Raw genomic sequence first — 13,799 nt, 5'->3', positions numbered from 1 at the left:
TGTTATTTGCTTTGGATCCGTTGCAGCAGCGCGGCAATATGTTGTTGCGCCGCATCGGTCTGCAGCGACTGAAACTGTTGGCGGAACTCAAAGGCTACCGCATCATCCTGCCGGTAACAGCTGCGTAGCTGCAGCATCGAGGTTTTGGTCTGGCGCACCAGTGCGGTCGGGATTGTCGCCAGGTGAGCACAGAGTTGTTTGGCTCGGGTCAGCAGCACTTCTTCATCAAGTAGTTCTTTGACAAAACCCTGTGTCAGCGCTTGCTGGGCCGACAAACGCTCGCCGGAAAAAATCATCGCCGCCGCCTGCTGCCAGCCGACCAGTTGCGGTAACAGCCAGGTGTGACCGCCGCCCGGATGAATGGCGAGATTAAAAAACCGGCTTTCAAACCAGGCTTCCGGACTCGCCAGGCGAATATCACAAGCCATCGCCAGATTCATGCCGGCACCTAAGGCCGGACCATTGACCAGCGCTATGGTAAATAACGGGCTATGCGCGACTGAGGTAAAAGCCGAATAAATCTGCTGCAACTCTTCGCCGTCACCGTGCGCGGCCTGCTGCAGCGCCGACAAATCGGCACCGGAGCAAAATGCGCCGGCGCGCCCCGTTACTGCTAAGGCTTTGACTGCCGGGTTATCCAGCAAACCTTCTACCGCTTTGGCAATTTCCAGCGCAGAGACCGGTGTTAACAAGTTACGTTTTTCGCTGCTGACTAACGTCAGCACCGCGAGGTGATCAATGATTTCTAAGGTATAAGCAGCCATCAGTATCCTCTTGTGCGGTCGACCTGATTGACCATCGGCAGGCCAGCCTGCACCCGGCGGTAGTTTTCGGCAATTTGTGCCACAGCAGTATCGGCATTGGTCACTGCCGAAATATGCGGTGTTAATAACACACCCGATGTGTGCCAGAACGGATGCTCAGCCGGCAAAGGTTCTGTACGGAATACATCAAGGCAAGCCGCCGCAATCTGACCACTGTGCAGCGCCGTGAGCAACGCCTCGTCATCCACAATAGCACCACGCGCCACGTTGACCAGAATAGCGCCTGGTTTAAGCTGTGCGAGCCGCGTTTCATTCAACAGATTTTCTGTCGCCGGCGTTAACGGCAACAGACAAATCAACAGATCCGCCTCTTTTACCGCAGCGGCAAACTGCTCAGCTCCGGCAAAACACTGTACGCCGCTGATGTGGCGCTGACTGCCAGACCAACCGCTGACCTGATAACCCAAAGCGGCAAAATGTTGTGCCGCCGCGGCACCCAGCTCGCCTAAGCCCAGCACACAAATCTGCTGAATTTTCCGCGCTGAACGCGGCTTCCACAGCTGTTGCTGCTGATTGGCGCTGAATTCATCAAACCGCAGCCGGTAATAATTCAGCACGGTATCGAGGTATTGCAGCATAGACGCAGTCAGATGCGGGTCGACGATGCGCGCCAGCGGTAAGGTTGGTGGCAAGGTGCTGTCTGACATAATACTGTCGACACCGGCACCAAAGGACTGCAACGCCTTGAGGTTGGGTAAAGAAGCCACGACGCCTGGCGGCTGTTTCCACAGCACGGCAAAATCGACAGCGGTCGGATTGTGCAGCTGCGGCCAGACTTCAATCGCCACCTCCGGCAATTGTTGCTGTAACGCCGCAACGACGCCGTCTAGTTTTCGGTCAGGAATAATCAGCGCAATGCTCATAACAGGCTCAGCCAACGAAAATTGGCCTTCATTCTAAACAGCCCCGTCCCTGCCTGACCAGCATGATCACCGACCAGCCGCCTGAAATTTCAGCAAATTGCCATAATTCTGTGACCAGACTGTCATACAGCCTGCTTAGCCTTGGCGTGATACCGAACAAGCCGGCACAGAGGCAAGCATGTTAAATGTGGAACAAGTCGTGGAGCGGCATCTGCCGCAACTGAATAACAACAGCTGGCTGGCCAAACCGGTCAAAGGCGCACTGAAACATCTGCTGCATGAAGATGAGTTTCAGCGCTTCGCAGCACAGTATCCGCATCTGTTTGGCCTGGAGTTTGTTGAGCAGGTACTGGATTATTTCGCGTTCCGCTATCAGGTGCGTGACAACGAATTAGAACGCATTCCGGCGGCCGGCCGGGTCGTCATTATCGCCAATCACCCGATTGGCTCGCTGGACGGCCTGGCGCTGATTAAGTTAGTCAGCGATATCCGGCCTGATGTCAAAGTGGTGGCGAATCAGTTACTGAGCAGTATCGGCCCGCTGCACGACCTGCTGCTGCCAGTGAATAACATGCAAGGCAATACTGAGCGGCGAATGCTGGATAATATCGGTGCCCATCTGGCTGCCGAAGGCGCGGTGATTTTATTTCCGGCCGGCGAAGTGTCGCGGCTCAAACCGAACGGTGTGCGCGACGGTAAATGGCATGGCGGCTTTTTACGTTTTGCCCGGGCCGCCAAAGCGCCTGTGCTGCCGATTTATATCGATGCCCGCAATTCACTGCTGTTTTACGGCGCCTCGATGCTGTACAAGCCGCTGTCGACCATGTTGCTGGTGCAGGAGATGTTTAAGCAAAAGCATAAACATATTGGCATTCGCATCGGTGACATGATCCCGTACGACAGCTTTGCCCAGCCGTTGTTTGACCATAAAACCATGGTCAAAGTGTTTAAAAAACATCTGTATCGCCTCGCCAAAGACAAAACACCGCTATTAAAAACTCAGTCGGCTATCGCCCACCCGGAAGACCGGCAAATGCTGAAAAAAGCCATCAGCCAATGCCCGCGCCTTGGCGAAACTGCTGACGGCAAACAAATTTATCTGTATCAGCCAGAACCGAGCTCAGTGCTGCTGCGCGAAATAGGCCGGTTACGTGAAATCGCCTTTCGGGCGGTCGGCGAAGGCAGCGGCAAACGCCGTGATACCGACAAATACGACAGTTATTACCAGCAGCTGATTTTATGGGACAACGACGAGCTGGAAATTGTTGGCGCTTATCGTTTTGCCGAAGCAGCGCCTGTCATTGCAGAGCACGGCCCGCAAGGTTTGTACACGGCATCGTTATTTCAGTTCAGTGAACAACTGCAACCGGTACTGGCGCAGGGACTGGAACTTGGCCGCAGTTTTGTCCAGCCGAAATACTGGGGCAAACGCAGCCTGGATTATCTGTGGTATGGCATTGGCGCCTATTTAAAACAACGGCCGCACATTCGTTATTTGTTTGGTGGTGTCAGTTTGTCAAACAGCTACCCAAAAGCTGCACGCGATTTGCTGGTGTATTTTTACACTTTATATTTCAGCAGCGAAGATGACAGCGCCTTACCGAACCGGCCTTATGCGCTCGACATCACCACGATGCAGCAGCTGCAGCAGCATTTTAGCGGTACCAATTACACCGAAGATTTTGTCGAGCTGAAACATTTGCTGGCGAATATGGGCCTCGCGGTCCCCACTTTATACAAGCAGTACAGTGAACTGGCCGAACCTGGTGGTGTGCAGTTTTTATCTTTTGGCGTGGACCCGGAGTTTGCTGATTGTATCGACGGGTTGGTGCTGGTGGATATCAGTAAGATCAAAGCGGCAAAACGGGCGAGATATCTGGGTGACGCCTAAAAACAAACGCCGGCAGTTGCCGGCGTTTTTGATCATCTGCAGTTAAATCTGCGGCTGCTTAATCTTCGAGCCAACCAAACCGTAATAACAGATATAGACGTAACAAAATACCGGCACGATAAAGCTCAGTTGCAGGCCAATAGTATCCGCCAGCACCGCCTGTAACACCGGCACTAAAGCGCCACCGACAATAGCCGCACAAAGCACACCACTGCCGTTACTGGTGAAACGGCCAAGGCCTGTCACCGCCAGACTGAAAATCGTTGGGAACATAATTGAGTTAAATAAACCCACTGCCAGCAAAGACCACATCGCCAGCTGACCACTGCCAACAATAGCCACCACTACTAATAAAGCCGCGGCCACGGCGTTAAAGGCCAGCACTTTACCAGCAGAGATTTTTTGCATCACAGCTGCACCGATAAACCGGCCGACCATAGCGCCGCCCCAGTAATAACTTAAATAAGCTGCAGCCTGCGCTTCCGGCATACCGGCGATATGCGGCTCGCCCATAAAATTCACCAGATAGCTGCCAATCGACACTTCGCCGCCGACATAAACAAAAATGCCCAGCGCGCCCAGCACCAGATGGCTGTATTGCCAGGCCGAACCAGGGTCAGCGTTTACTTTTTCATCGACGTGATGCTCGGATACTGTCGGCAGATTTAATTTGGCAAACACCACCGCCAGCACCAGCAAAGCAGCGGCCAGCATCAGATACGGAATTTGCACCGCTTGGGCTTCCTGCAACTTATGTTCTGCAGTGCCGGCAGCAGCAGTAACAGCGCCCATAATCATCAGGCCGCCAAACCAGGGCGCAATGGTAGTCCCCAGCGAGTTAAACGCCTGCGTCATCGACAAGCGGCTTGATGCGGTTTCGGCACGACCAAGCGCTGTCACATATGGGTTCGCTGCCACTTGCAGAATCGTGATACCGGCCGCCAGCACAAATAAAGCACCCAAAAACAGCGAGTAAGTTTGGGTTGAAGCCGCCGGATAAAACAACACACAACCACTGGCCGCTATCAGCAAGCCAATCACAATACCACGCTGATAACCGGCGCGACGCACCAGCAAACCGGCCGGCAGCGACACCAGGAAATAAGCGCCAAAGAAACAGAACTGAATTAACGATGCCTGGGTGTAACTCAGGTCAAACACATTTTTCAGGTGCGGGATCAAAATGTCGTTCAGACAAGTGATAAAACCCCAGATAAAAAACAAAAACGTCAGGCTGGTCAGGGCAAAACCATGATTCTGCCCGCTGGCGTTGGTGGTATAAGCCTCGCCGGATGGTGTGGTTACTGACATACAATTTCTCTTGTTATGGAAGTGTCTATCCTGTGCGTGACTAAAACGGCCTCAGCGGTCTCTCCCCTCTGTCAGTCAATGCTGACGAAGCCCGCAGCCAGATTTAGCTGTTTGTACTATACGCATCAATCACCGGCTTGCAAACACCTCAACCCTGCCATACGTATGTAAGTTTCCAACATTTTGTCGAAAATGTACCTCTTTATCCTCCAACTGCTACCACTTCAGCAAAGTTTGTTTCATATCAAACTTTGGCGCTGCAAAGCCGCTTGTTGCGGCAAAAGCTTGATCCAGCCCAAAGTTTTGCCTGCTCAGAAGCGCACAATGCCCGCAGTTAAACAAGACCTGTGTCTCTGAAGGAAAATAACATGAACACCAAACTGAACCTGTTTGCCCTGGCCCTGGCTGGTTTTACCACTGCCGCTTCTGCCAATATATCTGTCAACGTTGGCGCCATTACTGTGGCACCGAACGACAGTAGCAGCTCATTAAACGTGGTGGAAAAGGTTGCCGGTTTACCAACAGGCTCCACAGCGGTCTCGGTGGACAACAACACCCAGCTGGGGCTGACCTTTGACTACAAACTCGATAAAAACTGGACCGCAGAACTGATTGCCGCCACGCCTTTCAGTCATGATATTGCGGTAAAAGGCTCAGCGATTGATGGCCTGGCGATTGGTAACACCAAACATCTGCCACCAACTTTATTAGGGCAGTACCACTTTGACCTTGGCAACAGCAACTTTGACCCATTTGTGGGTGTTGGCTTGAACTACACCAAATTCTTCGACGAGTCTGCATCAGGTGCGTTAAAAACCACCCTGCAGGCACTGAAAGTGACCACAGCTTCTGATGATGTCGACCTGAAGTTAAAAGCGAGCTGGGGCCTGGCACTGCAAGCCGGTTTTAACTACAAACTGAGCGATACCTGGGGTCTGCACTTTGTCGCCACAAAAATGGATATCGACACGACCGGCGAAGTTCGCGTCAACAACAACGTGATCCAAAGCGTCGATGTACAAATCGACCCATGGGTTTACATGGTTGGCGTGCGCTGGAGCATGTAAGGTATTTGACCTGCGGCAAACAGGTCAAAACGCCGGCAGGCAGCCGGTGTAGCAGCACGGAAGGTGCAGAATAAGGGGGAACAAAACAGCGGCTTTGCCGCTGTTTTTATATGTCCAGGAAGGACGTTAAGCCGTAAATGCATGGAGCAATTTTCGGCGATATCCAGGATGGTAAAGAACATCAGACTCTATTGTGAACCGGGCCCCTGCTGCAACGCCGGCAACGTCAACACCCGGTCTGCCGAGGCAATAGTCTCAGGCCGGTGCGCGATAATAATCCGGGTGATCTGCAATTGCTGCAATGCGCCGGATACCACGGCTTCAGTGGCCATATCCAAGTGACTGGTCGCTTCATCCAGAAACAGAATTTTCGGCCGCCGGTACAAAGCACGCGCCAGCAAAATCCGCTGTTTCTGGCCGCCAGATAAAGCCGATCCCATATCGCCAATCAGGCTGTGATACCCCATCGGCATCCGGCTGATATCATCATGCACGGCCGCGAGTTTGGCACAATGCTGCACCCACAGATCATCCGGCTCGTCGGCAAAAAAGCAGATATTGTCGCGGATGGAACCAGACAGCAGCTGGTCATCCTGCATCACTGCGGCAATCTGATTGCGATAACAAGCCTGATTCAATTGACTGAGCGGCACGCCGTCGACCCGCACTTCACCTTGTTGCGGTGTAAACAGCCCCAGCATCAGCTTTAATAATGTGGTTTTACCGCAGCCGGAAGGGCCAACCACAGCGACAGATTCACCGGCGGCGACTTCGAGGCTAACCTGCTGCAACACCGGCGCGCCAGTGCTGCTATAGGCAAAACTTAAATTATCCACGCTGATTTGGCCGCTGAGCACCAGCTCCCGCTGCGCAGCACCACCCTGCTTATCTTCACGCGGTGTGGCAACAATATCCGCCAACCGGGCAAAATGCAGATTGAGCATTTTCAGCGCCAGGCCTTTATCGATGAGCCGCGACATCCGCTCCATAAACTGGCTTTTATAGGCAATAAATGCGAACAACATACCGGTACTGAAACCACCGTCCAGCACCAGCAAAGCGCCAAAATATATCACCAGTACATGCTCAATACCGGTCAATAACTTATTGATATGCTGAAAACTTAAGTTAAATACGCCAAGCTGAATGCCACGATTGGCAGCAACGACATACAAATGCTGCCAGCTGGCTTCGCGTTTGGCTTCAGCGCTGAACAGCTTTAACGTCTGCATCGCGCGCACGGTTTCAATCTGATGGCTTTGCACCTGCGCCTGCGCCACAATTTGCTGCTCTGACACTTTACGGTACTGGTGGTACATCAGCAGTTGCACCACGCCATAACACAGCAGTGCTATCAATACAATCAGACACAATAACGGGCTGTACCACAGCAGCACCGCCAGAATCGCCAGCGCCATCAGGCCGTCGATCAGCGCTTCCATCACGCCACTGGTCAAGAGTTCGCGCACTTGCTGTAGCGAACCAAAACGCGACAACACATCGCCAATCTGGCGTTTTTCGAAGTAACTCAATGGCAGGCGAATCAGGTGATGCAGCAGATTGGCTGCCATCTGGATATTCATCGCGCTGTTAAAATGCAGCAGCACAAAAGCACGGAGCACTGAGGTGCTGATCTCAAACAGCAATAACAAACCAAAACCAAGTGCCAGCACCAACAACAAACTGCGGTCCGCACTTAACAGCACATCGTCGACCACCAGCTGCAGATAATAAGGCGCGACCAGCGTAAACAGCTGTAATAACAACGACAAAGTTAAAATCAGCGCCACCGAGCGCTTCAGCCCGCTGATACCGGACCAAAAATCCCGCAGCCGCAGACCTTCATCGGCCGGCCTTTGGCTGAAATCCTGTGTTGGTATCAGCTCCAGCGCCACCCCGGTAAAATGTTCGGAGACTTCGGCAAGGCTCAGTGTACGCTCACCGCGGGCCGGGTCGTGGATCAGAACTTTGCCGCGCCGCACTGATTTCAGCACGACAAAATGATTCATATCCCAATGCAAAATCGCCGGCAGCTGCAATTTACCCAGTGCTGCAGGTTCCAGCTTCAGCGCCCGGCTGCTGAGCGCCAACCGGCTGGCAAATTCGACCAAATCTTTCATGGTGCAGCCGGCAATCGAGCTGCCAAATAAAGCGCGTAATTGCTGGATATTTAAATGATGACCATAAAAACCGGCCACCATGCCAAGACAGGCAATACCACATTCGGCTGCTTCGGATTGTAATAACACCGGCAGCCGCTGGGCGGGCCATAACTTCAGTTGACTGGCAAGCTGACTCATCAGAATTGTCCCCGTAAGGCCAGGATCGGGTCAAATAACCACTGCCATAAATTACGTTGTTCGGTAATTAAATCGGCCTGTAACGTCATACCGGCTTTGAGTGGCAATTCACGCTGATAGGCCTGAATTGACTGGCCATCTAAGCGTACTTTCAGCCGGTAACTCGGCTGCTGCAGCGCGACTTCTGCCACTTCGGCCGGCAGTAATACGGTGTTACTCAGTTCATGTACTGTGCCGCTAAACACACCGAAACGCTGAAACGGAAAGGCGTCGTAGCGAATTCGCACCGGTTGACCGGTACTGACAAAAGCAATGGCCCGGGTCGGTACATACAATACAGCTTCAAGTTCAGCATTCACTGGCAATAACGTTAGTGCCACAGCGCTGGCATCTAAGCTTTGGCCGGCACTGACGCGAAGCGCACTGACCTGACCGTCCACAGGCGCCGTCAGCCAAATTTCCTGTTGTTGCTGCAGCTCGGTTTTTTGATTTTTTAAGGCGGAAACAGCGTTATCCAGCTGGGTGGTTTCACTTTGCTGGCGCAGCGGCAACTGGCTGAACAAATCCTGATTTTGTTGCAGTTGTTGCTGCAGTTTCAGCTGTTCTGACTGCAGGCTTTTCTCCTGCTGTTGCAGCGCCAGCAAAGCGTCTTTTTGTTTGTTGATTTCAAGGCCGGAAATATAACCGCTGCCGGATAACTTTTGTAACTGCGCCAGCTGTTGCTGGTTAATCGTCAGACGTTCACGAAAAGTCACCAGCTGCTGCGCCAGTTCGGTCAGGCGCGCTTTATCATTATCGATTTGATTCTGCAGCGCTTGTTGCTCGAGCTGATGGCGCTGCAGCAGTTGCTGCTGCTCGGCAATTTTGTTGTCCAGCATCCGGTCCATTTCGGTTTGCAGGCTTTGGCTTAAATCGGTCTGGCCGGCACCAATTTTACTGCTGTTGAGCTGTAACAGCGGCGTGCCGGCTTTGACCAGCTGCCCTTCCTGCACATTGAGTTGGCTGACCACACCGCTGTTTTGCGCCTGCACTCTGACCTGCCCCTGCACTGGCAACAGCAAGCCTTGCACTGTTTCTTTGCGGGTATAGTCGGCGCTGAGTAAAAAGCTGATGCTCACCAGCGCAATCGCCAATAACAAGCCACTCAGCCATACCAGCTGTGGTGGTCGGGTCAGGTTGATTTGGCCTTGCAGCCGTTGCTGCTGTCTGGCCAGCACTTCGGGACGAAAAATGGAAGACATCGGCTCGCTTCTGTTGGAATTGTTATAGCGTGTCACTGCGTGAGGTTCAGCTTAAAACGAAGCGCTGCCTTAGTGCAACCGGCAATAGCAGGCGGTGCGCTGCTTGGCCTGCATACCGACGACGTATCGTGCTGGACATCAAACAAAAAAACCAGCCGAAGCTGGTTTTTATTCGCACCATCCCTGGCGCTCACCTTGCAGGCCAACGCGATGCGTTGTTAAAAACCGCTCCCGGCGGTTTTTTTGAAGAGGATCAGTTGATTAACCCAACCAAACCCGCGCGTTGCGGAACATGCGCAGCCATGGGCTATCTTCCTGCCACTCGTCCGGGTGCCAGCTGTTGCTGACAGCGCGGAATACACGCTCCGGGTGCGGCATCATAATAGTGACGCGACCGTCGGTGGTGGTCAGTGCCGTAATACCGTTGGCAGAACCGTTCGGGTTAGCCGGATATTGCGTGGTGACCTGACCATAGTTGTCGACAAAACGCAGCGCGATAGTGCCGCTTTGCTCCGCCGCCGCTAAGGCTTGTGCACTTGCAAACTCGGTATGGCCTTCACCGTGTGACACGGCGATTGGCATGCGTGAACCAGCCATGCCAGCAAACAGCAGCGACGGGTTTTGCTGCACTTCGACCAGGCTGAAGCGGGCTTCAAAACGCTCTGATTTGTTGCGGACAAACCGTGGCCACAAATCTGCGCCAGGGATCAGCGATTTCAGGTTCGACACCATCTGACAGCCGTTACAAACACCCAAGGTGAAGGTCGATTCACGCTCGAAGAACTGGCTGAATTCGCGCCGCGCCTGTTCGTTAAACAGAATGGATTTGGCCCAGCCTTCACCGGCGCCTAATACGTCGCCGTAGCTAAAACCACCACAAGCCACCAGACCGTTAAACTCTTCGAGCTTACGGCGACCACTTAGGATGTCGCTCATATGTACGTCGACGGCAGTAAAACCGGCGCGGCTAAAGGCGGCTGCCATTTCGACGTGTGAGTTAACGCCCTGCTCGCGCAGCACCGCCACTTTCGGCTTGGCACCTTTTAAAATATAAGGCGCAGCGACATCTTCGTTCAGGTCAAAACTCAGTTTGACGTTCAGGCCCGGGTCTTTTTGGTCCGCTTTGGCGGCATGTTCCTGCGCAGCACAGGCCGGATTGTCGCGGCGTGCCTGCATCTGATACGTGGTTTCCGCCCAGATACAACGCAGACGGGTGCGGCTGTCGCTGTAAATCACGTCGTTGCCACGACGAACCGTTAATTCATCACTGTTGCTGACGGCACCCAGCACATAGCTGTTAGCGGCTAAATTGTGTTTTGCCAGTACTTGCTGGACAGAAGCCAGTTCGATGTCGGCTACCTGCACGACTGCACCTAATTCTTCACTGAACAGCACTGCCAGGTCATCAGCGCCTAAAGCGCTGATATCAACATTCCAGCCAGCTTTTCCAGCAAAGGCCATTTCCGCCAGTGTCACCAGCAAACCACCGTCGGAACGGTCATGGTAAGCCAGCAGTTTTTGCTCGTGCGTTAACTGCTGGATGGCGTTAAAGAAATTCGCCAGCAGCTCTGGTGAGGCCAGGTCTGGTGTGGTTTGACCCAGTTGTTTGTATACCTGTGCCAGACAAGAAGCGCCTAAACGGTTCTCGCCCTGACCTAAATCAATCAGCAGCAGCGAGCTTGCGCCTTTGTCGGTACGCAGCTGTGGTGTCACGGTTTTGCGTACATCTTCAACGCGGGCAAAAGCGGTGATCACCAGTGACATCGGCGCTGTCACGGCTTTATCTTCGCCATTGTCCTGCCACTTGGTTTTCATCGACATCGAGTCTTTGCCAACCGGAATGGTAATGCCCAGTGCCGGACACAATTCTTCGCCGATGGCTTTTACCGCCTGATACAGGCCCGCGTCTTCACCCGGGTGACCCGCTGCGGCCATCCAGTTCGCGGATAACTTGATGCGTTTTAAATCGCCGATGTCGGTTGCCGCGATGTTGGTGATAGCTTCTGCCACCGCCAGACGTGCTGATGCGCCGAAGTCTAACAAGGCGACCGGCGTACGTTCGCCCATCGACATGGCTTCACCGTGGTAAGTATCCAGCGCCGCTGTTGTCACAGCACAGTTCGCCACCGGCACCTGCCAGGGGCCGACCATCTGATCGCGTGCCACCATACCGGTGACAGTGCGGTCACCGATGCTGATCAGGAAGGTTTTCTCGGCAATAGTCGGCAAACGTAACAACCGTTCCGTCGCGTCTTTGATGCTGACACCGGCCAGGTCCAACGCTTTACCGCTGCTTTGCTTAGAGGCTACATCGCGGTGCATTTTTGGCGCTTTGCCAAGTAACACTGACAACGGCAGGTCGATTGGCGTATTGCCAAAATGGGTGTCTGACAGCGTCAGATGCTGCTCTGCAGTTGCTTCACCGACGACGGCGTAAGGCGCGCGCTCACGTTTACAGATTTGCTCAAAGACTGGCATTTTGTCGGCCGGAATGGCCATCACGTAGCGCTCTTGCGATTCGTTACACCAGATCTCTAACGGTGACATGCCTGGCTCGTCGTTTGGCACATTACGCAGTTCAAACTTGCCGCCAACACCACCGTCGTTCACCAGTTCCGGGAAGGCGTTGGATAAACCACCGGCACCGACGTCGTGGATAAACACAATCGGGTTGTCCGCGCCTAACTGCCAGCAGCGGTCGATCACTTCCTGACAACGGCGTTCGATTTCCGGGTTTTCGCGTTGTACTGAAGCGAAATCCAAATCTTCGGCCGACTGGCCAGAGGCCATCGAAGACGCAGCACCGCCGCCCAGACCGATATTCATTGCCGGGCCGCCCAGAACTACTAATTTGGCACCAACCGGTAAATCGCCTTTTTGTACGTGCTCAGCGCGGATATTGCCAAGGCCGCCGGCGATCATAATTGGCTTGTGGTAACCGCGAATTTCTTCACCGTTATGGCTTGGCACCTGCTCTTCATAAGTACGGAAATAACCGAGAATATTCGGCCGGCCGAATTCGTTGTTAAACGCCGCGCCACCGAGTGGGCCTTCGGTCATGATGTCCAGCGCCGACACGATACGGCCTGGTTTGCCAAAATCGGTTTCCCACGGCTGTTCAAAACCCGGAATGCGTAAGTTCGATACGGAGAAGCCCACCAGACCAGCTTTTGGTTTAGAACCGACACCGGTCGCGCCTTCGTCGCGAATCTCACCACCAGAACCTGTCGCAGCGCCCGGGAATGGCGAAATGGCAGTTGGGTGGTTGTGAGTTTCGACTTTCATCAGCACATGGATATCTTCGTGATGGTACTGATATTCCTGGGTGTCTGGCGTTGGGAAAAAACGGCCGGCTTTAGAGCCTTCCATCACCGCCGCGTTGTCTTTGTAGGCTGACAACACGTGGTCCGGCGTTTTTTCCATGGTGTTTTTAATCATTTTAAACAGCGATTTCGGCTGTTTTTCACCGTCGATAGTCCAGTCGGCGTTAAAAATCTTGTGGCGGCAGTGCTCCGAATTGGCCTGCGCAAACATATAAAGTTCGATGTCGTTCGGATTGCGGCCAAGCGCGGTAAAGTTGCTGAACAGATAATCGATTTCATCGTCTGCTAACGCCAGGCCCATGCGAATATTGGCTTCGGCTAAAGCTTCACGGCCACCGGCCAGAATATCTACTGAAGATAATGGTGCAGGTTCCGCTTTACGGAATAACGCCTGCGCTTGCTGCAGCTCAGTAAATACCACTTCCATCATACGGTCGTGCAGCAGCGCTGCGACTTGTTGCTGCTCAGCCGCAGTCAGTGCGCGTGTGCTGGTCAGGTAATAAGCCACACCACGCTCTAAGCGCAGCACTTTGCTAAGGCCACAGTTGTGCGCGATGTCGGTCGCTTTGGACGACCACGGAGAAATAGTACCAAGACGTGGCGTCACCAGTAATAACTGGCCGGCCGGCTGGTGCGATGCCAGCGTAGGTCCGTAAGTCAGCAGTTTTTCCAGCGTGTTGTGCTCGTCAGCGCTCAGGCTGTCGTTTACATCAGCAAAATGCATAAATTCGGCGTAAACATCGCTGACAGGCAGTTGCGCCTGGGCACACAGATCGATGATTTTCTGAACTCGGAACTCGGACAGTGCAGCTGCACCACGCAGGATTAACATAGATTTTTTTCCCGTGGGTTGGTCGTGGACGGAACCTTGAAATCGGCGCCGCATTATAAAGAAAAAAGCCGTCTTTGGGTATCAATAAAGCCGTTTGCCGGCCAGACCACAGCACTGCAGCGGCCACCAGAACCGCCGGCTTTGGCG

The 13,799-nt window shown here is 53.5% G+C and carries 8 protein-coding genes; 2 read left to right on the top strand and 6 right to left on the bottom strand.

The window, feature by feature from the left end; all coding sequences use genetic code 11:
- Positions 1-2: 2 nt before the first annotated feature.
- Both ABNT34_RS07770 and ABNT34_RS07765 read right to left on the bottom strand, forming a co-directional pair.
- On the bottom strand, positions 3-764 hold the full coding sequence (locus ABNT34_RS07770; protein ID WP_348730355.1) for an enoyl-CoA hydratase-related protein: 762 nt from the start codon (positions 762-764) through the stop codon (positions 3-5).
- A complete protein-coding gene (locus ABNT34_RS07765) occupies positions 764-1,687 on the bottom strand; it encodes a glyoxylate/hydroxypyruvate reductase A (RefSeq protein WP_348730353.1) in 924 nt (307 codons plus the stop codon). Before ABNT34_RS07765 ends, ABNT34_RS07770 begins: the two co-directional genes overlap by 1 nt.
- A 178-nt stretch (positions 1,688-1,865) precedes the next feature.
- Here ABNT34_RS07765 and ABNT34_RS07760 point away from each other — a divergent pair, with 178 nt between their 5' ends.
- The gene (locus ABNT34_RS07760; protein WP_348730351.1) at positions 1,866-3,578 is read left to right on the top strand and encodes a GNAT family N-acyltransferase; all 1,713 of its coding nucleotides are present in this window, start codon (positions 1,866-1,868) and stop codon (positions 3,576-3,578) included.
- A gap of 42 nt (positions 3,579-3,620) precedes the next feature.
- Here the strand turns inward: ABNT34_RS07760 and ABNT34_RS07755 are convergent, their stop codons facing one another.
- Positions 3,621-4,889, bottom strand: a complete 1,269-nt coding sequence (locus ABNT34_RS07755) for a sugar MFS transporter (protein ID WP_348730349.1) — start codon at positions 4,887-4,889, stop codon at positions 3,621-3,623.
- 368 nt (positions 4,890-5,257) lie between these two features.
- Here ABNT34_RS07755 and ABNT34_RS07750 point away from each other — a divergent pair, with 368 nt between their 5' ends.
- The gene (locus tag ABNT34_RS07750) at positions 5,258-5,956 is read left to right on the top strand and encodes an OmpW family outer membrane protein (protein ID WP_348730347.1); all 699 of its coding nucleotides are present in this window, start codon (positions 5,258-5,260) and stop codon (positions 5,954-5,956) included.
- Between the two features lie 188 nt (positions 5,957-6,144).
- On the opposite strand, the gene ABNT34_RS07745 is transcribed toward ABNT34_RS07750, so the two are convergent.
- The 3 genes from ABNT34_RS07745 to purL all read right to left on the bottom strand — a co-directional run bounded on the left by ABNT34_RS07745 (position 6,145) and on the right by purL (position 13,652).
- Positions 6,145-8,256, bottom strand: a complete 2,112-nt coding sequence (locus ABNT34_RS07745; protein WP_348730345.1) for a peptidase domain-containing ABC transporter — start codon at positions 8,254-8,256, stop codon at positions 6,145-6,147.
- Positions 8,256-9,497, bottom strand: a complete 1,242-nt coding sequence (locus tag ABNT34_RS07740; RefSeq protein ID WP_348730343.1) for an HlyD family efflux transporter periplasmic adaptor subunit — start codon at positions 9,495-9,497, stop codon at positions 8,256-8,258. Before ABNT34_RS07740 ends, ABNT34_RS07745 begins: the two co-directional genes overlap by 1 nt.
- A 261-nt stretch (positions 9,498-9,758) precedes the next feature.
- Complete coding sequence (gene purL, locus ABNT34_RS07735; protein WP_348730341.1) at positions 9,759-13,652, bottom strand: phosphoribosylformylglycinamidine synthase; 3,894 nt, start codon at positions 13,650-13,652, stop codon at positions 9,759-9,761.
- Positions 13,653-13,799 lie beyond the last annotated feature (147 nt).

This window comes from Rheinheimera texasensis (genome assembly GCF_964031785.1).
In the GTDB taxonomy this organism is placed as follows: Bacteria; Pseudomonadota; Gammaproteobacteria; order Enterobacterales; family Alteromonadaceae; genus Pararheinheimera; species Pararheinheimera texasensis_A.
Note: the sequence above shows the minus strand (reverse complement) of the source record. Positions and strands in the feature narration are given on the sequence as shown.